Genomic DNA, 21890 nt, shown 5'->3' on the forward strand with positions numbered 1-21890 from the left:
CTCACCCGAAAAGCGACAGGCAATAACGGGCAATAAAATGCCATTACAATCCCGCCGCTCGGCCTGTGGCTGGTGTAGGAGTGCCAGCGGACCAGCTATTGCTAATATCGTTGCGGCAACCGCCTTGTCGCTTGCTTTGAGCGCCTACAACGCAGCAAAGAGGCCAAGTAAGCAGCCATGACGGTCGACTCGCGCGAAAGGCTGAGATTCGTGGCTAGGGAAAAGTGTCCTGGATGCGGCAGTACAAATATAGCCATACTATACGACTCCCCCTTTTCCCAAACGGATGTTCGTAGGTTTGTGCACGAATGCTTTCGTGGACGGATCTCCGACCAAAACCTTAATGGTGCGCGATACACGATTGCGCAATGCCGCGCTTGTATCCTGTATTTTCAGAGAGAAATTCTAGACAGCAAAGGCATGGAATTTCTCTATGACGACGTTAGTGACGAATCTGTTTCTCTGGCCAAGAGGGAACGCGCGGGCCGAAGCTATTTCAATAACCTGCTGCGGTCTGCTGGGATGATCGAGGAATTGTTGTACATTCCTCCAGTGGCACGCCACATAAAGGTCTTGGATTTTGGGATGGGGTGGGGCCACTGGGCCATCGCAGCGCGCGCCCTTGGCTATGATGTTGTCGGGGCCGAGCTGTCAGCGCGGCGCAAATCATTCGCGGCCGCGCACGGCATTCAGACCATTGATCCGAGTGAAGTGGAAAATGAGAGGTTCGACTTCATACATATGAATCAGGTGCTGGAGCATGTGTCTGAGCCACGCGAATCCGTAAGACAGCTGGCTCGAATCTTGAAGCCTTCTGGCATTATAAAGATATCCGTTCCCTTTGGCGAATTGGTTGCGCCGCAGATAACATCGGGCTGGAAGATAGAAAAAAATGAACTGTACCCGCTCGGACATATCAATGCATTTACAGATCGATCTCTGGATACGCTCTGCGAGAGCGTAGGTCTCAAACGCGTTGCTCCTTCAGAATATGTAACACCTAAGGCGCGTCTACGTGCACTCTATCGGAAGCTGCGCTGGCCTCGAAGAGCAAATGGCTATTTCCGCAAAAATGAGGGGCGTCGCTGAAGAGATTGCTGCTGGATGCAACAAGGCGGTTCCAGTCAGCCTGTGCGACCGTGACGGCGCGGTGCTTATGCTGGGATGCCTATCCGCTGGCATTATGACTTGGGTTGATGAAGCGATGACGAAAACGGTGATTGGACGCCTGAGGAATTCACCCGCGAGGCGTGGGCGAGAAAATAGCTCATGAGGTTGGAGCACGCTTGCATGCACTGAAGCGTGGCAGTCGAATTGGACAGTCCGGAGCAGGTCAACTTGGACGAGGTAACTGGACATAAAAACCTGACACGAAGGGCAGCCAACGGCCTCTCGTGGTCGGGTGCCACATTGCTGGCCCGAACCTTTTTGAATGTCCTGGTCACGGCCATTCTCGCGCGCCTGCTTTCCCCCCAGGAGTACGGCGTTGCCGGCGCTGCGCTGATCATCGCATCCGTCGGCAATAACATTGCCAATCTCGGCATGTCGCAAGTCCTGGTCCAGCGACGGGACGTCGACGAGCGCCATATCGGAACCGCAATTTCTTTGTCCGTGATAATCGCTGCCATTCTCGGCATACTTCAATGGGTGTTTGCACCACAGATTGCAGATTTTCTTCATGTGCCGGAATTGGTCCTCATTTCGCGCCTCCTTGCTGTGATGATGGTCGCGAACGCGTTCAATCTGACCGCCGAGGCCATTTTGTCGCGGCACCTGAAATTCAGAATATCCTCCACAGCGAGTCTGGTCGCTTGGATTGCTTCCCATGTCGGCCTAGCCATTCCGCTTGCCTATTTTGGACTCAGCTATTGGGCCTTGGTGATCGCATATATGGCCGAGGCATCGATCTTGGCCAGCATCTATTTCTTCATCGCCAGGGACTATCTCGTGAGGCCCAGTTTCGACATGCAGTCCTATCGCGATATCCGCAGACAGAGCCTGGGCTATTCGCTGGCTGGTATATCAGCCGTCACCGCAAAATATATCGATAATGTTATTGTCGCGCGGTTGATCGGCACTGCAGAGCTGGGCATTTACTCGCGAGCGTATTATCTGATTGCGATGCCAGCAAGTCTGTTCGGAAATCTGAACAAGAGCGTGATTTTCCCGCTCCTGTCGAAGGTTCATCACGACAAGGCCAGGCTATGCAGCGCTCAGCTCAAGGGGTATGCTTTAACGGCGGCGCTTGCTCTACCGACTAGCGCGTTTCTATGCTGTTTCGCAAAAGAGATTGTTCTCACAATTCTCGGCCAGAAATGGACGGATGCCGTCGTTCCCATTATCATATTCTCTGCAGTAATTTATTTCCGCGTCGGTTACAGAGTGTGCGGAGTCGTGACGCTTGCGACGGGCCAAAGTTACCGAACGGCCTCCATGCAGATCATTTACATGGCCCTTGTCGCTTCATTCGCGTTCTTCTCGGCGCCCTACGGCGTGAACGCAGTGGCCTTTTCAGTGTCCGGCGCCATTGCGACGAGTTTCTTCCTTTATGCGGCGATGACTTGTCGGATAACGGGATTATCAGCTGTGGATTTCGCGCTCGTACATGTGCCGCCTGTCGCATTCGCCGCTGTGGTGTTCGCCACTGGCTCGGCGGTCAAAATGCTGCTTGCCGGATCGCCCGACTATCTTGTGCTCGCGACCGGGCTTCTCGTTATAGGTACATTGTCCGTTGTCACTGTCTATCTGAGAGCGTCGCTACTCTTCGGAAAACATGGTGCGGAAGTCTTGCAAACTCTAACATCCAAGAAAACGAAATGGATTAGATTTGTATAGCCCACGGTATCTGCACACTCGGCGCCTCTCCGACTGCCCATCCGACGACTTAGAGTCTCTTATACCGGGACTGGAGACACAGTCGGCGGCCTTGAGACGGCAGGCCTCCTTGACGCCGTTTTCTCTCATCGGAATTCGACCTTGCGCGGGGCAAACCGGGTTCAGTGAACGGCTGCTCCTCTGTGCTCGAACAGGCACTACGCACTGGGGACCGTGAAACTTGTCTATGCCTGTCCCGTGCCTGTTCGGGGCCAGGCGGCAAACGCCGTTAACCGCACAAGGTCAGAAATTATCATCTCCATAATCGAACAGTTCTGCGGTTGCGCGGGTGCCTGTCGAAATCCGCTGTCGTGCTGAACGATCGAGGCGGGCAACCGCTCGGGTGTTGACGTCTGGTGCGATGTGATCGGATGCTTCGTCCAATTTTATCCGCAGCCTTTCGCCAGTTGCGGCGTCTGCGTTTGCCTTTCGCGCCGCCCCAAATGATTTAACCTTAAACCGGATCTTTCCGTCCTCCGCTGCCGCTATGCCGAGCGCGTCGTAAAGGCTTCTAACAAACGCATCCGGTGATTGGATCAAGTCCTCGAATCGAAGCGATAGCGCATCACGCTTCCTCGAGGCTTTGAACATCAGGCTAGTCACATCATTGTACCATTTGATCGCGAGCGCCTCGCTGAGACCGCTGCGTATCAGCCCTTCGCACATCGGTAATGGATGCCGCGTAAGCACAAGGTTCCGCGCTTCCATAAAGCCGCGCGCAATCGCGTCGTCGAATGCAATGTAGTAATCCATCACCTTCAGAACGACGTAGCGTGCTTGGGACTTTTCGTTGCGCTCCCCGGGGCGGACGGTCTCGGCAGTCGCTGCGCGGATATGACGCCAAAAGACGGGAACAGATGCCCAGTTGACGGCCCCGCCAATATGGCACGCGGCCTTGCGCAGCTTGTAGTAGCGTCCGAATACTCCCTCATGCCATTCGCGGTATGGCATCAACACATCCGGCGAGCTGCCGATGATATTCCAGACAATATTTGACCCACCTCGGCCAAAGCAATTCAATAGAAGCGCATTGGGCGGAAGAGCTTTGCCCGGCCTGGTGGGAGGCGAAGCACCGATCCTGTCAGCGGTCTGCATCTGCTTTCTCCAGTTATCGCATTAGGCGCGACCCACTTCCCCAGCTGTCGTTGAAAGGTTAAACTGAAACCTATGATATGCTGCGGAGCTTGTGAGGAGAAGCGCGATAGTAAGTAACGGGTGTCCATGCGGAGTCTCATCCCGAAACCAGCAATTATTGGCACACGACAATGACTAACCGCTTTTCTCGCCGGGACCTGGCGCGGGCCGCATGCGCCGCCCTTGTGCTGGCGGCATCCGGTCGCCCAGGACGGGATGCTCGCGCCGCCGGTCCGGCGCAAGGCTCGCAGCCGAAAGCTCACTCCTGGCATCCTGGTCTGTTCCCGGAAATGATTGTGAAATCCTGGTTTCAGGAGGATCTGGCCGAGGGCGAAGTCTCCTCATGGCAATCGGCCGGCGCGAAGCCGGTGGCTGCGATGCAAGCCGAGCCCTCCCTGCGCCCGACAAAGCTTCCGAATAACGGCGGAGTCCATTTCAAACAGGGTACGAGACAGGCGTTGACCTGGCCCGCCGATAGCGATGCGCCTTACCTTCACCGCTGGTGGCTCGTGATCGCCCGGTGCAATTCGGCGATCAATGCCGACGCGGAATGCGTTTCCGTTGTTTGCGCCAATGGCGCGGAGGGTGGCCCGGTGCATCGCCAACCCCAGGTCTGTTTCAAGCCATCGGCCGGCACATTCGTTTCGCGGCTCCATGACGGCAAGCTCAAGAGCGAGGAAGGGCAGTGCTCGACCGATTTTGACGAATGGAATGTCATGGTCGGGTACCGCCGCGGGTTCGTGATGCAGGCTGTGGTGAATGGGATCAAGACGGCCGGCCAGACGGTTTATGCATTGACACCCAACCGGATGAAATCGCAGAGCTTCATGGGCGATGTGAACAATCCGATGAGGGCCGATGTCGCGATCGATTGCGTCATTATCGGGCAAAGCGAACTAAATGACTCCCAGATCGACAGGCTGATGGGATGGGGCATGTGGCGCATCGGCCGGCAATCCGCCCTGCCCGACGTTCATCCCTATCGCCAGAGCCCTCCTTCAGCTGTGGATGCGAACGACAAACCGGCACGTTATGCCTTTGATTCAGTCTCGTGGGCGTCCTGGACAGCCATCGGCAATGAACGGCGATATGGTCATCGTGGTGAGGCGGCGCCGCCGATCCGCGGTTACACAACGGTTTTTTTTGACGACTTCGACTCCAACACGGTTGTCGATGATTCCAAAGGCGCGCAAAGCAGCATCTGGTATGCGCCGACCCATCTGACGACCGTTGGTGTTGACGCCGCTACGCCGCCGATGTCGGCGTCGCCCTCCTCCTATGTGCACGACGCCAGCAGCCACACGCTGGCGCTCCGGCTCTTGCACAAGCGGCGTTGGAGAACAGGTGCATTCTCTTCCGTGAACAACAATGGCCAGGGGCGGTGTTGGGGAAAGGGGATCTTTGAGATCCGCGCCAGAATGCCGAAGATACTCGCGCCCCGCCCTGGATTTTTTCCTGCTTTCTGGGCGTATGGGAAGGAGCATCTATTCTGGCGGACGCGCAATCGTCTTGAGACGGACTTTTGGGAATATGACGGTCTCAATGGGGCCTATATCAACATCAGCCAGCACGTGCACAAACCCAGACTCGGCTATGCAGATCCACATATCACGCCACGTAGCGTGCACCGGAAAATCGCCGGCTATCAAGTCGATCCATCAAGTGGTTTTCCCAGCACGATCGACGTATACGATGGCGAATTTCATACTTGGTATGCGCAGATCGAAGATGATTATACCTATTTCGTGATCGACGGCTATGAAGTGGCGCGCGTTCCGACGACACCGGAACTCGCAGCAAAAAAATACATCATTGTGGATTTCGCCTACGATGAAAAAAAGGGGCGCGCTCAACCGAACCCGTCGCAAACGTATGACATGGTGATTGACTATATAAGGGTCCGGCAGACGGAAACGGATCTGGCTAGGGCCCCGACGGCCTTCAGCGCATTGCCGGCCTTCTCGGGCCAGACCTCACCGGGCCAGGCGCTGACCGTCGTACCGAATGTTATTGCGTCGCAAATAGAGTATCTATGGTATCGTGACGGCGTTCCGATCGTGGGCGAAACCGGCACAAGCTATGAGCTCAGCTCGCGGGATGTCGGGCATAAGATTCGCTGCCATGTTCGCGCGGTCTCTGTGCTCGACCAGCCAGAAGCCTGGACCCCGGAGAGCGAGACCGTCGGCTAGAACGCATCGACTGCGCGACGCCAGGATGCGTCATCACTCTCGTCGGACTGCTGACGAGCTCTGCCGCCAGTAAGCCTCCCCACAGCCGAGGCGGGTGAGTTTTCCCAACAGGCGGAAACCTCTTCGATATGCGATGCCACAGCGGGCGGAACGATGAGGTCGTCGGCTGGAGCAGGGTGAAGTGTTTCTCCGCGGGCTGGCATTGATACATCCAATAAGTTCTGTCTCCGGGGAAGAGAATATGCTAAAGAAGATCGCGCCCAGCGAGAGAGCTGTGATGCGTTACCTTCTGACATTCGCGGTACTGAGCCTCTTCCTGCCAATCAGACTCGAGACGGGTCTTGTATTGCTGCGTCCGTTCGAGCTGATCGCATTGCTGATGCTCTTTTTTGGCCTGGCGACGGAGCGTTGGCGAAGGTTGGCTTTTTCAGCCGGTTTTCTACTGCTCCTGCCCTTCTTGGGCTGGCACGTGGTCTCGGCCTTCAGCGTGGACGCAGAGAATGGCCTGCGCGAGCTGTTGCAGATCTCCGCTGTGGGCGCCTTTGCGTTCGCCTTGGCACAGGAGGCCAGCCGCGTCGACACGCACAAGGCCGTCAACATCTTGCTTTTCGGCATGGTGCTGATCCTCGCCTATACGATCACCTGGCATGTCGCCCATGGCTACTTGGTCGGTTGGAAGCATCTGTTCGATCCGAGGCTCGCGTTCACCTTCCTTCCAATTGCGCTCGCAGGGCTCCTCCTCTTCGTCAACGGGGGCAAGCGGCGCACCCTTTGGTTTGTATGGGCGGGGATACTTCCCCTGCTCGTGCTATCTGGGGAACGCAAGGCGTTTTTGATCTATCTCTTTCTGACCGCCGCGCTTCTGATGCGCGGACGGCTCGCTGCGATGGTGCCAGCGATCGCCGCGGGCTTCGTGGCACTTTTCGTGCTGTCGACCACGGTCAATAACGCCTATGTCGAGAAGCAGATGCAGACCATTCTCGATCCGCTGAGCATGGGGCAATACGAATATCTGGCCGCGACGGGGAAATATGCCCCTGGAGACACCCCGAGCAATGTCCAGCGCGCGTTTGCTTTCACTCTGTCCAGACAACTCATCTCCGAACATCCACTGATGGGCGTGGGTACGAACCAATTCAAGAATATTATCGATACGGATTTCAGCGGACTTCCTGGCGAGTTGCGGCTTGGGATACATGGCGAGTTTCAACGTATCCTCACCGAGAACGGCATCATTGGGCTCAGCCTCTATGTTCTCATATGGATTGCTGCATGGTTTCGCTTAAGCCGTACTCTAAGCTGGGCGCTTTCTCACGGATTGATCGGAGCGGCCCAGGCACGGCTTCTGCCCCTCGTGCTCCTTGTTCCTTGCGCCTTTTACGTTGGAACAGAAGCCTCCGGCACACGAGCTTTCGTTACGCTGAGTCTTGTCTCGCTCCTGCCTGAATTGACGCGGCACGGGCTTTGCCTATCATTGCACAGGATGCGGAGGAGCCACCCCAGAGCATGAGACATCCTGGATTTCTCGCGAGCCCCTTGCAAGGAAACACGAGATGAGTGTTTCGGTTATCATGACATGCCACAATGAAGAACGCTTCATCGCGCAGGCAGTGGAAAGCGTGATTAGTCAGACCGCCTCGAGCCACATCAAAGAGATCATCATTGTCAATGATGGCTCGAAGGACGGCTCGTCGGAAGTGATTGCCTCGCTGGGTCGCAGGGAGCCGCGCGTGCATGTCCTGACGACGGCGGGTATCGGGCTTTCATCGGCGAGGAATCTTGCCATCAGACATGCTGCCGGCGATCTTATTGCAATTCTGGACGGCGATGACTTCTGGGCCGAGGACAAGCTTGAGCGTCAATTAGCCGTCTTGGGCAATGGCTGCAAGGCAGGTCTTGTCTATGGCGATTTCGTCGATTTTTCCGCTCCGGATCTGTCCGATGCTCTACACGTCGCCGTGCGCCGCTATCGCGCGGACCAATGCGATACGCTGCCGACATATTTTCTGCTTGATGGGCCGATTGTTCCTTCCAGTATGGTTATGCGGCGGGAAATGGTCGAAGATATCGGGTTATTCAACGAGGCATTTAGGGCTGGAGAGGATACAGAGTTTTGTATGCGCGCAGCCGAGCGTTGGACATTTCAATATGTGGCCGAAGCACTCGTCTATAAACGGCGCCATGGCTCGAACATAACCCGCAGACTCGACGCGCTTCTGCCGGTAGCCGAACGACTCACGCGAGAATGGGCCATGCGACGGCGGGAACTTACGCACCTCGCGCGCCGGCGCAACGCGCGTTTGTACGCAAAGGCGGGCAATGATTGCGTGGCTCAAGGCGAAAAGAAACGCGGAGCGCGCTTGCTCATTCGCGCGATGTGGCACGATCCATTGTCATGGCGGGTGTACGTTTACTTTTTTCTTTGCGCCCTGCCGAGGGGCATGGATCCGCAGGTGCGCCGTGCAGCCAAGCTATTGTTCTACCGCGCCTTGCGCAAAGACTTTGCTGACGGCTCTTAAAGATGCTGGCGGAATGGCGAGAGCTCGAGCATCTCAGGCGGCAGCCCTGGAATCCTTCCGTAGCGATTATTCTGTACCGCGACACAGGACCATAACGGAGGCGAAATCAGAGCTCTCCGCGGTCGCCAAGTCTCTCTTAACGCGGGTAAGAACTTGAAAGGTCTCCAGACCCACCACTGAGCCCTCACCACAAGCGCAGGAGAATTCCACACAAGATCGGGCTGTTAGTTGCGACAGTAAACACGAGGTGCAAGAGAATCGGAGCGCTTCACTATCACATGCGAATTCTTTACTTCATCAACGGATTCGATCCCGGTGGCGCCGAGCATGGGCTACTCACCTTGCTGCAAGCAGGATTTTTCAGCGGCCACGAGCTGAAGATTCTCGCCTTTTGCCGTGGTCGCGGGGCTCTTGCCGATGAAATCGCCGCACAGATCGGAGAGCATAATCTTATCCTGACGTCGCAGAGTGAAGAGCCTTCCTTGCGCACCTTTGTGGGTACGTTCTTTGTAATGTTGCGCCTTATCTGGGAGTGGCGGCCGGATATGGTTGCGTTGTCGCTCAAGCAGGCCAATCTCCTGGGACGGCTAGTTGCGATGTTTGCTCCTCGGCTGCACTGCGTTTCATTCGAACACACTACCCGCTACCGCTCCCGGCGCGCCGCAGGTATTTATGGCCCTGTGCTCAAGGCCCTGTCCTGGCGCGTCGACGAAATCTGGGCTGATTGCGAAAGTACGCTGCGGGAGACGCAAGCCTACTTCCTGCCGCGCAGGCGCCGCTCGCATATAGTGCCTTTGTTTTGCGCCGATGAGGCTTCCAGCCACAAGCGCGATTACGCGCTTCACACACCCTTGCGCCTTGCTGCTGCCGGACGGCTTATCGCGCTAAAGAACTTTGACCGCCTGATCGAGGCCGTCCGAATGCTCCAAGACCGCGGCGTTTCTGCAAGCCTCGATCTTTACGGCGATGGGCCGGAACGGCAGGGGCTTTCGCGCAAGGCGGATGAGCTCGGCGTTGGAGATCGCGTGCACTTCCATGGCTATGTCGCGCGCTGGTCCGAGCTCGCCTCTGATCGTGACGTGTTCATCAACCTGTCCGATACGGAAGGGTTCTGCATCGTCGTCGCCGAGGCGATGCTTGCCGGACTTCCGGTGATCGCGACTGACGTCGGCGGTATCCGAGATTACGGCAAGGATGGAAAGAATATGCTGAAGCTTACTGTTCCCTCGGCGGAGATGGCGGTGACGCAAGCACTGGTGTTCGCGGGCGATGAAACGCTCCGCAAGAAGATCGGAATGCAGGCACGACAGGATATGCTGCTGGCCTATTCGCAGGGTGCTTTGCGTGTCCGTGCTACGGCAGTGTTGGGTGGCGGAATGTAAGGAGCTGGCGACCAAGATAGCCGGGCCGATCGTGAATTCTGACGGCTCGGCATCGCACCTGTCTGACATGGTTCTCGACCTGGCGCTTCTCCCAGCCCGATGCCAGCGCGCGGGATTGTATTGCCGGTCCTTGCCGACGAACACCATCTCCACCGCCCTATTCGTGTTGTCGTAGATGATGCGCGCAGAAGGCGAACGCCCGGTCATGCTCGTCGAACACCATTTCCTGAATCTGGCGCGGATAAGCCCGGACGAATATCATTAGACTAGTCGTCATTCTCGGCATTCGAGGAGTTTGTCCGTCAAAGCCCTCCTCGGGCTATCTGCATAAGACAAAAAATGCTTGCTCCACAACTAGGCTTGGTAATACCGACTATGACGTTCACTGTAAAATTCGGCACTGCCGAACTTTTGATACAGCTTGATTCTTTTGAGATCGACCTTGTTAAGCAGAACGCCGATACATTTATCCGCAAGGATCGGATTGTTGTTGAGGTTTTCGCGCACGAATGTACGAGCGGTCACGCCCCATTCAACAACCAGAACAAGGCCGTCGAGATGCTGGACAAAGGACCTCACGTCCGCGACTGGAGCTAACGGGGGCAAATCAACGACGACGTAGTTGAACATAGAGCCCACCTTGAGCAGAAAGTCGCCCATTTTCTCGATAGGCTGTACGGTCTCTGCGAGCTTTTGTTGCCTCTGGTTCACCCCGGGCAGGAACCTCAATGACAATGACTGATGAGCAAGCAAATCTCTCCGATTGAAGTCTCCAGCCAACACATTGGCTAGGCCTCGTTCCCAGCCGTTGGCTAACATAGGGGACAAGCCCGGATTGTGGATGTCGGCATCGATCAACAGCGTCCTACAATGCTGCATAGCGAGAACCATCGCAAAATTAGCCGCGACCACCGACTTCCCTTCTCCCGGGAGGCAGGAAACGATGCCGATCGCCCTGGTGCTCTTCCTTGGTAACTCGACATCAACAGCGACTTTCACCGTTCGCATCGCTTCAGCGAATTCCGAGCGCGGATGTTGCTCTACCCAGTTGAAAGCGCTGTTCCCCACCTCGATGAATGACGGCTCTTCGGTCGCAATGAATGACGGCTCTTCGGTCGCACGATCACGCTTGTTTCGGCGAATTGGCTTTCCGTCCAGCAACGGGATCATTCCGAGCGTGTCAAGTCCGAGCTCATCGCGCACTTGACCCCTCGTGCGGAAAAAGCGCTCCCGGTACTCCCGAACTCCGCCCACACCGGCGCCAATCATGCCGCCAAGCACGGCGCAGACCGCCAACGTAAGAATGCTATTCGGAGAACTCGGTCTGCTGGGGTATGGTGCCTCCGAGATAACCCGCGCCTCCGGCAACGCCATCGAAAGGTTCTGCAGGCTCGCTTGGTATTGCTGCAGGACCTGTTCATATTGCGACTTGAGAGAGGACGCCTCAAGTTCGAGCTGGCGCAAGGTAACCAGCGTTTCCTTCGTCAGCGTATTGTCTGTTCGGAACCTGTGGACCGCGAGCTCGGCGTCGACCGATCGCTTCCGCACCCTCTCGAGCTCTTCCGCCAGTGCACTGCGAGCTCGGATAATCGACTCATCTTTGGCTCCGACTTGGTCAGAGATATAGATTTCCGCATACTTATTGGCTATTTTTTGCGCCATTTCAGCGCTAGGCGACTGAAATTGGACCTGCAGAATGTAAGAATCGCCTACACGAGCTACCGTTATATTTTCAGCCAGAATGCCAAATGCCTGCCATCGAGGATCGGGCCCTCGCGCTGCACTCGATTTCCACGGCGCTCCGCTTTCTTCGGAACTGCCAATGAATGACCGCACCACCCGAGCGACCGATCCTGTGAGACTGTTGAGCAACGAATACGGTGCTGACAAGAAAGGGCGATCGGTAGCAAGACCGAGGCTGTCAACGACCTTTAGCCCGATGCGGTCGGAACGCAACAATTCGACCTGGCTCAGCATCATCGGGTCAAGCTGTGTGGAGCTTCCGCTCTCTGTTAACTTCGTCACGACGGAGGGCTGGTTCTTGTCGATCAGGATTCTGGACGTCGACTCGTACAAGGGCACCTCGAGCCGAAGATACGCCAGCCCCAGCACAAGGCCTGCGAGCGCGCACGTAAGGACGAACCTCAACTGCCGTCGCGCTGCCGCCACGAGTGTTTCGAGATCAATCGTTGCCGACTGAGGATCGCCAAATATCAAGGCAGAATCCGGGTGCCGATTTTCAACTTCGCGGAGCATAAGCCTTCAGACCCGTGGGGTGAGACTGGCAGCGCATAGGTAGTCAAAAACACCATACCACATTGTCTGACCAAATGTCTTGAAATTCAGTATCCACGCCGGCGGAGCCGCCCCTCCCCAAAGACGCAAAATTTTAACCTCGGATTGCAATAAATGAACCTCACGCGGCCCATGCTGTCTGCAATTCCGCTACACGTCATGCGATCCAATTAAAGGAAGAAATCGGGTCGTATTGCCAAATGGCAAAACATCTGAGCAAGAGATTCCGGGTCTAGGTTGAGCCTGTCGTACGGGAAACAGGGACGTCGATTGGAATGACTCGTCGATCACCGGCGCGCGATATCGATCACCGTAAGAGTTCTGGGCGCATTTGGCGCATCGCGGAACGCCTCTCAGGTGCCCGAATAAGACAGGTTGCAGTCACATTTTGTATCGTGATGTGGGGTGTCATCCTGCTGATCGTCCTACTCTAAACAGCCAGAGCCTATAAAGGCGGAGAGTGGTCCACCTTATTCACTAAGTGGCTCGGCAGTTGCTCCCTTTCGGACTCATCGGGTGGGGTATTTGGCTTCGGAAACACGGATACTTTGGAGACCGAGCGCCACACTAGCAGCATGACAGCAACAAAGTACCCGATCTGTATCAAGATCCCACAAATTAACGTTTGGACAAACGTACTCCAGAGCGAGGCGGTAAGCAAATATGTACTGATGGCGAATGCCGACAGGACTATGATAAAGCCGCGCAAAAAAAGCAAAAAGGACATCGCCGTCCCACTCGCAGCCGCTCGCGCGACGCGCTCCTTGGCTATTCAGCCCTCAACGCATTAACCATCATAACATATCGGAACGGGTTAGAGCGATCAAATATTAGGAGATGCGAATAAAAACCCACCCTAACCTTTGCCAAGACGCTTTCGGCGGATATGGCGGCCGCGCCTCATGCGACCAATGCCATTCAGGCCTTCCTTCTTGTGCTCGCGTAGATGGCCAGCGTTTCGACCAAATGGCCGAAGCCATTGCTCGGTGCCTGGTCGACCATGAGCAGGTAGCGCGCGACCGGTCGCTCGCTGGTCGGCGGTGTCGCTCCCGATCGGCGATGCGATGGCCACGTCAGCGATAACGCTTGCGGCTCCATGACTGCGCCAGGTTGACGATCAAGAGCATCAAGAATGACAGCACCAGCATGATCGCCGCGATGGCGGTCGCCGCCGCGTAATTATATTCCTCCAGCCGGATGACGATCAGAAGCGGTGCGATTTCGGATTTATAGGGCAGGTTGCCGGCGATGAAGATGACGGAACCGTACTCGCCGACGCCGCGTGCGAAGGCCAGCGCGAAACCGGTGACGATGGCCGGCGCCAGTCCGGGAAGCAGAACGCGGCTGATGATCTGGAAGCGATTGGCGCCGAGCGTGGCGGCCACTTCCTCTACCTCCTTGTCGATCTCCTCCATGATCGGCTGCACGGTTCGTACGACAAAGGGCAGGCCGATGAAGATCAGCGCAATTACGATGCCAAGCGGCGTGTAGGCGACCTTGATGCCGAGCGGTGTCAGAAGGCTTCCGATCCAGCCGTTCGGTGCGTAGAGCGTGGTCAGCGCAATACCGGCGACCGCTGTCGGCAGCGCGAAGGGCAGGTCGACCATGGCATCGACGATGCGGCGGCCGGGAAAGCTGTAGCGCACCAGTACCCACGCGACGATCGTGCCGAAGACGACGTTGACAGCGGCGGCAATGAAGGCGGTGCCGAAGCTGATCTCAAGCGCGTTAATGGTGCGGCGGTCGGTGACGATCGCCCAGAAGTCGGTCCAGCCGAGCGCCGCCGAGCGCCAGATCAGCCCGGACAGGGGAATGAGGATGATGAGGGTGAGGTAGGCAAGCGAGAAGCCGAGCGTCAACCCGAAACCCGGAATGACGCTCGGCTGCCTGAATCGCCACCCCGCCTTGGCGGGTGCTGTGGTCATGTCGTCCTGATCTAAATGCTACTGGGCCGGCTTGTAGATCTGGTCGAATATGCCTTCCTACCGAAGTGATGGCGCCGGACGTGTGGCACATGGCTGAAAAGCGCGGTTCATCGGTCGATGTAGCCGTGATGCGCGAGATAGTTGATAACCTGTTCGGCCAGCTCCTCCGACGCGCTCACCCCTGCCGCCAGCACAATTTCCGGCGACTCTGGCTCTTCATAGGGGCTGTCGATGCCAGTGAAATTTTTAAGTCGACCTAGACGCGCGCTCTTGTACAGTCCCTTTGGGTCCCGTTTCTCGGCCACGTGGAGAGGTGTACTCACGAAAATTTCGACATACTCTCCCGCAGCAAATAGCTCTCGGGCCATTTTGCGCTCGGCCCGGAACGGCGATATGAACGACGCCAAGACAATCAAGCCGGCGTCGACCATCAATTTCCCCACCTCACTGGCGCGCCGCAGGTTCTCGACACGGTCAGCATCCGTGAAACCAAGGTCACGGTTGAGGTCGTGGCGAACATTGTCACCGTCGAGAAGATATGTGTGCCGCCCCATTGAGACGAGGCGCTTTTCTACCAGGTTAGCAATCGTTGACTTGCCCGCCCCCGAAAGACCGGTAAACCACAAGATGACCGGTTTCTGACCTTTCAGGCGCGATCGTATGGCTTTGTTTATCTCCACTGCCTGGCAATGAATATTGGATGCCCGACGCAAGGCGAAAACAATCATTCCGGCACCGACCGTCTGGTTTGACAGCCGATCAATCATGATGAAGCCGCCCATAACGCGGTTGGACGAATACGGCTCGAACGCGATCGGCTCCTGCGTCGACAGGTTAAGTGCGCCGATCTCGTTTAGGTGGAGCGTCTTGGCCGCCAATTTTTGAAACGTATTCACGTCGACCTTGTACTTTATCTCCATCACGCTTGCACCCACAGTGCGCGAGCCAATCTTGAGATAATAGGTCCGCCCTGGGATGAGCTCGTCGTCGCTCATCCAGATCACGTGGGCCGAAAACTGATCAGAAACCTCGGGGCGGCTGGCAGCTGCACAAATGATGTCACCACGCGAAACATCAATTTCGTGTTCCAGAACCAAGGTAATCGCTTCGCCAGCCGCCGCCCATTCGTGCTGGCCGTCGTAGGTGATGATCGACTTGACCCTGGACGTACAACCGGACTGTGCGACAACGACTGGATCCCCAACGTTGACCACGCCACATGCGATTGTTCCCGAATAGCCACGGAAGTTCAAATTCGGTCTATTGACCCATTGCACCGGCAACCGGAATGGGCCGGCTGTTTCATCGCGGACCACATCGACGGTTTCGAGGTGCTCGATGAGCGTCGGCCCTTCATACCACGCCAACTTGGCGCTCCGCTCCGCCAGGTTGTCGCCAAAGCGTGCCGACATCGGAATGGAGAGTATCGTTTTGAAGCCAAGGTCCGCGATGAAAGTCTGATAGTCAGCGCCAATCCGATCAAAGGCCTTCTGGGAGTAATCCACCAGGTCGATCTTGTTGATTGCGGCAACGAGGTGCTTGATCCCAAGCAGCGACGCGATGAAAGTATGGCGGCGTGTCTGCGTGAGCACCCCCTTCCGCGCGTCGATGAGAATGACGGCAAGGTCGGCATTCGACGCGCCGGTCGCCATGTTGCGCGTGTATTGCTCATGGCCAGGCGTGTCAGCGACAATGAACTTGCGGCGATGGGTCGAAAAGAATCGATAGGCGACATCGATGGTGATGCCTTGTTCACGCTCCGCTTCCAAACCGTCCACCAGACGCGCGAAATCGATGTCATCTCCAGTTGTTCCGTGCTTACGAGAATCGCGTCTCAGACCCGCGAGCTGATCCTCAAAAAGCAGTTTGGCATCGTAAAGCAGGCGTCCGATCAGTGTCGATTTTCCGTCATCGACACTTCCACACGTCAGGAAGCGAAGCAGGTCCTTGCTTTCATGGCGCTCCAGGTACTGGCTGATCGCTGCGGGGTCTATCGGTATCGCGTTCATCAGAAGTATCCCTCCCGCCTCTTTTTTTCCATCGCCCCTGACTCGTCGTGATCGATTAGACGCCCAGAGCGCTCGGACGTTCGAGCAAACAGCATCTCGTAGACGATCTCCGCAACCGTCGACGCATCCGATTCAATTGCGGCGGTCAGCGGGTAGCAACCCAAAGTGCGAAAGCGCACCATTCTCATTTCCGGTATTTCGCCGGGCTCAAGCGGCAGCCGGTCATCATCGACCATTATCAGCACGTCCTGGCGCCACACGACCGGACGCTTGGCCGCGAAATAGAGCGAAACGACGGGAATGTTTTCCTTCAGGATGTACTGCCAAATGTCGAGCTCGGTCCAATTGGAAAGAGGGAAGACACGGATGGACTCCCCATGACGAATCCGCCCGTTGAAAACATTCCAGAGTTCCGGGCGCTGGGTCTTCGGATCCCAGTTGTGATTTTCCGTTCGAAAGGAAAAGATGCGCTCCTTGGCTCGGCTTTTCTCCTCATCGCGTCGAGCCCCGCCAAACGCTGCGTCGAATTTATACTTGGTCAACGCCTGCTTGAGTGCGTCGGTTTTCATAACGCTTGTGTAAGTGGAAGAGCCGTAAGTGAACGGGTTGATCCCTTCCTTCAAGCCCTGCATGTTGGTATGGACGATCAGATCCATGCCCGCGCACTCGGCAGCATCATCACGGAACTGAATCATCTGCTTGAATTTCCAAGTCGTATCGACGTGAAGTAGCGGAAAGGGCGGGCGCGACGGAAAGTACGCCTTGAGCGCCAAATGCAACATTACCGACGAGTCTTTGCCGATCGAATAGAGCATTACCGGGTTTTGAAATTCCGCCGCAACCTCGCGGAAAATGTGGATTGACTCTGCCTCAAGTCGCTTAAGGTGGGTCAATCTTCCGCTGGAGACGAAGGGGGTTCCATTCGTGGCCACCATATCGTGCAGCATCTCACGCTTTCCCTCTTCACGATCCTCCATCGACAGAGCGAGGCGTGCTTTTCATCCGCGGTGTGCTCGTGGAGCAATCGGGGACTACACCGAGCCTCTGAGCCCAATTTTTCCGACGTAGAATTCTGCTTCGCCGTAAGCGACAAGATTTGCAAAATCGACATCTGATCGTTGGCGCCCCCTTGTTGTAGGTCCCTCGAGATTAAGGACGATGCCACCAGCAACTCGCAGGATTGCGTCGCCAGCCGCCGTGTCCCACTCCATGGTTCTGCCTGGCCGGGGATAGGTGTCCGTCTCACCTGCCGCTACACGCCAGAGCTTCAGCAATGGCCCTGAGGGAACGGCGCTAACCATACGGTCCATTATGTCGATCCCGTCCAACTCTTCCGCCTGTGCGACTTTTGTACCGAGCTTTACGTGGGATACCGGGATACCTGGGATAAATGAGGCATATCGGCGACACTCGCTGTGACCGCGGACACAGTGAACTCGATATTTTCATGACAGGTTGGAGCAGCTGATATGCTGCTCGATCCGCAACTGCTCGATCCATTAAATGCGTTGCGACAAGGGGCTGAATTGGTTGGTTATGTGTATGACTGTCAGCCGTTCGAACACACGAGAGCGCGAATGTTGAATAGATCGGTGCGCTGGCGAGCAGGCAGCTGCGCCGCGCTCACATGCTTGTTACTCTTGTTCGTCTACGCGAACCTGTCGAATGGCCCTGCCCTAGCACAGGAGTACAACGTCGACGAGTACCGTCTGCAGACTGGCGACGTGATCGGCTTCGCGGTCATAGGCTATCCCGAGATGCAAAAGCGAGCTGTGATCGACCAGAGCGGTACAATTGTGTTGCCGGTCTTGGGCTCCCTAAAGGTTCGCCAGAAGACAATAGAGGATGTTCGCAAGGAGGTAATCGAGGTCCTAAAACCGAAGTCCCTTCCGCAACGATCCGCTGACGGCACTGAGAATTGGACCGGGTTCTATCCAGATCAGATTATAGTTGATATTGAGGAATACCGACCGGTCTATATCGACGGGGACATTGCCTCTCCTGGGACTCAGGCCTTCCGACCAGGAATGGCTGTCCGACAAGCTGTGGCTGCGGGCGGCGGCTATAAGCTCGGTCGCGGCGAGGTTGAAAACCCTGAAATGACAGTAGCGGACCTTGGCGGCCGCCTCTACGTTCTGCGCATCAAGTATCAGGAAAGCCAAATCAAGGCTGCTCGAATAGAGGCGCAGCTGAGCGGCGCCAGGGCGATCGAGGTTCCGGAGGCAGAACGTGACCCGAGCCTCGAACCCCGTCGCGACGAAGCTTTGCAGCAGGAACAGAAGCATCTTGAAGCTCTCTATGTGGATCAGGAGAAAGAGCGCGCTTCAATCAAGTTGGCCACGACCAAGGCGGCGGAACGGATGGGCTACCTGAAGGAGCAGCAGAAGGCGGATCAAGCTGGCGCGGCAGCGGATGCGGCTGAACTTGATCGCCTCAAGAAGCTCTTCGAAAAAGGTCTGATCCAGATCACCATGATCAACGATGCTCAACGCGCAGTGCTCTTGTCAGCGACCCGCGCTTTGCAAACCAACGCTGAGATCTCTCGACTTGAACGCGACCAAGGGGAATTGCAGCGCAGCCTTGAGAAGCTTACCGACCAGGGTCGAATTAACCTGTTGGCTGACTTGCAGACTGAAAGCGCGGCGATGATGGAAATGCGCGCTGAGATGGATTCTTTGGCCAAACAAATCGCCTATGTGAGGCAGCTGCGCAGCGACCTTTTGGCCGAAGGGGGCCGCCGGGTTATGATGGGTGTAACCCGTTCCAATGACGGAAAGACAGCGACGATCGAGGCGACCGAAGATACTCTGCTCGCTCCGGGTGACACCATCACAATTACGCTACAGGCCCCACCAGGAGCGGCGATCGCGAACTAACTGATTAAATATTGTTACGGCGTTCATCGTCACACCTCCCCTGCCAAACGGAGGACGAAACCCGCAAGCTGCTGCCGGGCACCTGAAGTGGACGACGGCCCGGGACTTGGTTCCGCCTTTTTACGCGGAGATAGAGCCCACCGCCGTCGCTATGTCGGTTTCAGCTCCTTGGCGCGAATAGTAGTTTCGGCTAATATATGCGTGAACGACCGATCCCAGCAACTCTGTGCCTAGGTTGCGGCGGATAGCAGCAAACGAAGAATGCTGAAAAGCAAAGAGATTCAGTGGTGGACGCCTGCACACACCAAGGGAGAAGGGTTTGGATGACACTCCGTCCGTCAATCTCTCGTCAGGTCTTTGCGAACTTCACGCTGCCTGATTGTCTAATTGATATCTCGTCCAAAAATCATTTCTGGCCAATATGGGGGCGATTGCAATTCTCTTCCTTCGGGCGCGACTAGGGATGGCGGATTTGCCGGGCAATTCACAGCACTCTGCCCACACGCTCGTGGCGGTTATCATCCCTGCCTACAACGCAGAGCCATTCATCGAGCGTACCTTGGCGTCCGTGCTCGCCCAAACGCATAAAAATACGGAAATAATAGTCGTTGACGATGGTTCGACCGACGCAACAGCATCGATCGTTCGACGACTGGCTGATGGCGACGGGCGCATCAAATTGCTCCAACAGAAGAATGGTGGCGTCGCGTCGGCGCGGAATGCGGGGGTGCGGGCAAGCAAGGGCATCTTTATAGCGCCTGTAGACGCCGATGATCTCTGGCACCCGACCAAGCTCGAAAAGCAGCTGCGTGTTTTCGCGGCGGCTGGCAATGATCTAGGGCTTGTCTACACACTTTACCGGACGATTGACGCCGATGATATGGTGATCATCACGCCGAAGCAGAGGCACCCAAATGGATGGGTGTTCATGCAGCATCTCGGACAAAATTTCATCGGCAACGGCAGTTCGGTGATGTTTCGGCGCGATGTTCTCTTCGAAATGGGTGGCTACTCCTCGCGACTGCGCGAGAGCGGTGCAGAGGGTTGCGAGGACTTCTTCATCCAACAGAGCATTGCCTCCAAATACCGTTTCGGCGTCGTTGAGGAGCATCTTGTCGGATACCGCCGAACGCCAGGGAATATGTCGGCAGATTTCGTGCGAATGCTCATCTCGCGTCGGATGGTGCTCGAGAGCGTACTTGCCCGCTGCACAGAGGCGGTGAAGCCGGTCCTGCTGGATGCGATCTTCCGCACCGATGTCGAGATTGCCAAGCTTGGGCTGATGACACACCGATTTGCTGCTGTCGCCAGGAACTGCACTAAAATGCTCTGGCGATCACCTGTGCAGTTCGCGAAACTCGTTGCCGCATTTACGGCCATTTTCCTGCGCAAGGCGAAGCGAGCACTTCCCCAACCGGAAAGCGAGGACCGCAGCTCAGGGGAAAACGGCTCGGAGAGCGGAGGAAATTTTTGGAACTACTCTATTCATGAGTTTGCGGATTCCGCCGAGAAAGCCGACTACCGCGTGGTGCTCAGCAATCTTGCTGTAATGGACGAGAAGCTTGGACCAAGCGGAGCCTATTTGACGCGGCTTCCCGAAGGAGGGACGCTTGCAATGCCCAACGAGGACACGAATTCGGACAGCCTATGTCCCCTTCGTGACATGAGATGAAGAAGCTGTTGCTGGCTGGAGGAGCAGGATTCATCGGGTCGCACCTGGTCGACCGGCTTCTCAAAAGAAACGATTTGGACATGCTGGTTGTGGTCGACAGCCTATGGACCGGCAGAGCAGAAAACGTTGGTCATATCCGAGATCAACGCCTAGTGCTGGTCCGCTCCGAGGTGGAGCATTTCAAATCCGATTTCCAATTCGACGAGATCTTTCATCTTGCCTCGCCCGCGTCGCCGCCGGTCTATATGCGGGAGCCCGAGCGTACCGTCTCAGCAAATCTAATTGGCGCTATGCGGCTCTTGAAGCTGCTCAAAAAGGATGGGCGAATCTGCTTTGCGTCGTCCTCGGAGGTTTATGGAAATCCGTTGGTCAACCCGCTGCCCGAGACGTATCGGGGGTCAGTGGACTGTACGGGCCCGCGCTCTTCCTACGACGAAGGCAAGCGCTGCACCGAGGCGCTCCTCTTCGAAAGCAACCGTGTCCGCGGCGTCGATGTGCGGGTTGCCAGGCTCTTTAACGTCTACGGCCCGCGCACCCGAGCCGATGATGGGCGTGCTGTTTCCAACTTTATCGCCAATGCGTTGGCCGGCAAGCCGATCGTCGTCCATGGTGATGGTCTCCAAACCCGCAGCTGGGGTTATGTCGACGATATTGTCGATGGGCTCGAACGGCTGTTCTGGCTGGAGAACTTCAATCATGTGGGAGCAGTCAACGTAGGAAACGACCGGGAAATTTCGGTGCTTGAGATCGCGCAGTATGTTGCAGGCCTCATTCCCGGAACGACCATTGTTCATGGTGAGCCGGCGCCGCAGGATCCGACCAACCGGCGTCCTGACCTGACCCTATGCCGAAGAATCTTGCCGGGGTGGTCGTGCAAAGTGCCCTATGAAGAGGGTCTCGTGCGCACATTGCGCTGGTTTGAGGCCAATGGTGGAATTGCGGAAATGAGGGCAACTCACGCGATCTAGAGCCAGCAATGATCGGCATGATCTGAGATAGGCGGGCGGCATGGACT

16 protein-coding genes and 1 pseudogene are annotated in these 21890 nt (G+C 56.4%); 9 read left to right on the top strand and 8 right to left on the bottom strand.

Features of this window, described 5'->3' with window-relative positions; genetic code table 11:
• The first annotated feature begins 420 nt into the window (after positions 1–420).
• Both NKH78_RS27925 and NKH78_RS27930 read left to right on the top strand, forming a co-directional pair.
• The gene (locus NKH78_RS27925; RefSeq protein ID WP_287217183.1) at positions 421–1089 is read left to right on the top strand and encodes a class I SAM-dependent methyltransferase; all 669 of its coding nucleotides are present in this window, start codon (positions 421–423) and stop codon (positions 1087–1089) included.
• 249 nt (positions 1090–1338) lie between these two features.
• The gene (locus NKH78_RS27930; protein WP_352707123.1) at positions 1339–2835 is read left to right on the top strand and encodes a lipopolysaccharide biosynthesis protein; all 1497 of its coding nucleotides are present in this window, start codon (positions 1339–1341) and stop codon (positions 2833–2835) included.
• A gap of 282 nt (positions 2836–3117) precedes the next feature.
• On the opposite strand, the gene NKH78_RS27935 is transcribed toward NKH78_RS27930, so the two are convergent.
• Positions 3118–3969 carry a sulfotransferase gene (locus NKH78_RS27935; protein WP_352707121.1) on the bottom strand — a complete coding sequence of 284 codons (852 nt, stop codon included), beginning with the start codon at positions 3967–3969 and terminating at the stop codon, positions 3118–3120.
• A gap of 170 nt (positions 3970–4139) precedes the next feature.
• Here NKH78_RS27935 and NKH78_RS27940 point away from each other — a divergent pair, with 170 nt between their 5' ends.
• The 4 genes from NKH78_RS27940 to NKH78_RS27955 all read left to right on the top strand — a co-directional run bounded on the left by NKH78_RS27940 (position 4140) and on the right by NKH78_RS27955 (position 10098).
• A complete protein-coding gene (locus NKH78_RS27940; protein WP_352707119.1) occupies positions 4140–6197 on the top strand; it encodes a hypothetical protein in 2058 nt (685 codons plus the stop codon).
• A gap of 241 nt (positions 6198–6438) precedes the next feature.
• On the top strand, positions 6439–7707 hold the full coding sequence (locus NKH78_RS27945) for an O-antigen ligase family protein (RefSeq protein WP_352740784.1): 1269 nt from the start codon (positions 6439–6441) through the stop codon (positions 7705–7707).
• Between the two features lie 43 nt (positions 7708–7750).
• Positions 7751–8716 carry a glycosyltransferase family 2 protein gene (locus tag NKH78_RS27950; RefSeq protein WP_352740782.1) on the top strand — a complete coding sequence of 322 codons (966 nt, stop codon included), beginning with the start codon at positions 7751–7753 and terminating at the stop codon, positions 8714–8716.
• A gap of 278 nt (positions 8717–8994) precedes the next feature.
• A complete protein-coding gene (locus tag NKH78_RS27955) occupies positions 8995–10098 on the top strand; it encodes a glycosyltransferase (RefSeq protein WP_352740780.1) in 1104 nt (367 codons plus the stop codon).
• A 46-nt stretch (positions 10099–10144) separates the two neighbouring features.
• Here the strand turns inward: NKH78_RS27955 and NKH78_RS27960 are convergent.
• From NKH78_RS27960 to NKH78_RS27990, 7 genes and pseudogenes are all read right to left on the bottom strand, one after another.
• Positions 10145–10378 (bottom strand): annotated as a pseudogene (locus NKH78_RS27960) (IS21 family transposase); the annotation flags it as partial.
• Positions 10379–10452: 74 nt separating this feature from the next.
• Complete coding sequence (locus tag NKH78_RS27965) at positions 10453–12354, bottom strand: Wzz/FepE/Etk N-terminal domain-containing protein (RefSeq protein ID WP_352740778.1); 1902 nt, start codon at positions 12352–12354, stop codon at positions 10453–10455.
• 484 nt (positions 12355–12838) lie between these two features.
• Complete coding sequence (locus tag NKH78_RS27970) at positions 12839–13120, bottom strand: exopolysaccharide production repressor protein (protein ID WP_352707108.1); 282 nt, start codon at positions 13118–13120, stop codon at positions 12839–12841.
• Positions 13121–13466: 346 nt separating this feature from the next.
• On the bottom strand, positions 13467–14318 hold the full coding sequence (gene cysT, locus NKH78_RS27975; protein WP_352884825.1) for a sulfate ABC transporter permease subunit CysT: 852 nt from the start codon (positions 14316–14318) through the stop codon (positions 13467–13469).
• A gap of 107 nt (positions 14319–14425) precedes the next feature.
• Positions 14426–16327, bottom strand: coding sequence for a sulfate adenylyltransferase subunit CysN (gene cysN / locus NKH78_RS27980; protein ID WP_352706271.1), 1902 nt, complete (start codon positions 16325–16327; stop codon positions 14426–14428).
• Complete coding sequence (gene cysD / locus NKH78_RS27985; RefSeq protein WP_352739470.1) at positions 16327–17274, bottom strand: sulfate adenylyltransferase subunit CysD; 948 nt, start codon at positions 17272–17274, stop codon at positions 16327–16329. The genes cysN and cysD overlap by 1 nt, the downstream gene beginning before the upstream one ends.
• An 84-nt stretch (positions 17275–17358) precedes the next feature.
• Positions 17359–17637, bottom strand: coding sequence for an inositol monophosphatase family protein (locus NKH78_RS27990; protein WP_502899863.1), 279 nt, complete (start codon positions 17635–17637; stop codon positions 17359–17361).
• A gap of 159 nt (positions 17638–17796) precedes the next feature.
• Here NKH78_RS27990 and NKH78_RS27995 point away from each other — a divergent pair, with 159 nt between their 5' ends.
• The 3 genes from NKH78_RS27995 to NKH78_RS28005 all read left to right on the top strand — a co-directional run bounded on the left by NKH78_RS27995 (position 17797) and on the right by NKH78_RS28005 (position 21843).
• Entirely contained in the window at positions 17797–19203 is a 1407-nt protein-coding gene (locus NKH78_RS27995; protein WP_352884828.1) for a polysaccharide biosynthesis/export family protein, read from the top strand.
• A gap of 421 nt (positions 19204–19624) precedes the next feature.
• On the top strand, positions 19625–20875 hold the full coding sequence (locus tag NKH78_RS28000) for a glycosyltransferase family 2 protein (protein WP_502899859.1): 1251 nt from the start codon (positions 19625–19627) through the stop codon (positions 20873–20875).
• A complete protein-coding gene (locus NKH78_RS28005; protein WP_352706280.1) occupies positions 20872–21843 on the top strand; it encodes an NAD-dependent epimerase/dehydratase family protein in 972 nt (323 codons plus the stop codon). The genes NKH78_RS28000 and NKH78_RS28005 overlap by 4 nt, the downstream gene beginning before the upstream one ends.
• Positions 21844–21890: the final 47 nt, after the last annotated feature.

The organism is Mesorhizobium sp. M0910 (assembly GCF_040319465.1).
Lineage (GTDB): Bacteria > Pseudomonadota > Alphaproteobacteria > Rhizobiales > Rhizobiaceae > Mesorhizobium.

Coding starts and splice junctions, on each gene's coding strand:
- NKH78_RS27925 (WP_287217183.1), top strand. CDS start 421: ATGGAATTTCTCTATGACGACGTTAGTGACGAATCTGTTTCTCTGGCC.
- NKH78_RS27935 (WP_352707121.1), bottom strand. CDS start 3,969: ATGCAGACCGCTGACAGGATCGGTGCTTCGCCTCCCACCAGGCCGGGC.
- NKH78_RS27940 (WP_352707119.1), top strand. CDS start 4,140: ATGACTAACCGCTTTTCTCGCCGGGACCTGGCGCGGGCCGCATGCGCC.
- NKH78_RS27945 (WP_352740784.1), top strand. CDS start 6,439: ATGCTAAAGAAGATCGCGCCCAGCGAGAGAGCTGTGATGCGTTACCTT.
- NKH78_RS27950 (WP_352740782.1), top strand. CDS start 7,751: ATGAGTGTTTCGGTTATCATGACATGCCACAATGAAGAACGCTTCATC.
- NKH78_RS27955 (WP_352740780.1), top strand. CDS start 8,995: ATGCGAATTCTTTACTTCATCAACGGATTCGATCCCGGTGGCGCCGAG.
- NKH78_RS27965 (WP_352740778.1), bottom strand. CDS start 12,354: ATGCTCCGCGAAGTTGAAAATCGGCACCCGGATTCTGCCTTGATATTT.
- NKH78_RS27970 (WP_352707108.1), bottom strand. CDS start 13,120: ATGTCCTTTTTGCTTTTTTTGCGCGGCTTTATCATAGTCCTGTCGGCA.
- cysT (WP_352884825.1), bottom strand. CDS start 14,318: ATGACCACAGCACCCGCCAAGGCGGGGTGGCGATTCAGGCAGCCGAGC.
- cysN (WP_352706271.1), bottom strand. CDS start 16,327: ATGAACGCGATACCGATAGACCCCGCAGCGATCAGCCAGTACCTGGAG.
- cysD (WP_352739470.1), bottom strand. CDS start 17,274: ATGCTGCACGATATGGTGGCCACGAATGGAACCCCCTTCGTCTCCAGC.
- NKH78_RS27990 (WP_502899863.1), bottom strand. CDS start 17,637: ATGGACCGTATGGTTAGCGCCGTTCCCTCAGGGCCATTGCTGAAGCTC.
- NKH78_RS27995 (WP_352884828.1), top strand. CDS start 17,797: ATGCTGCTCGATCCGCAACTGCTCGATCCATTAAATGCGTTGCGACAA.
- NKH78_RS28000 (WP_502899859.1), top strand. CDS start 19,625: ATGGGGGCGATTGCAATTCTCTTCCTTCGGGCGCGACTAGGGATGGCG.
- NKH78_RS28005 (WP_352706280.1), top strand. CDS start 20,872: ATGAAGAAGCTGTTGCTGGCTGGAGGAGCAGGATTCATCGGGTCGCAC.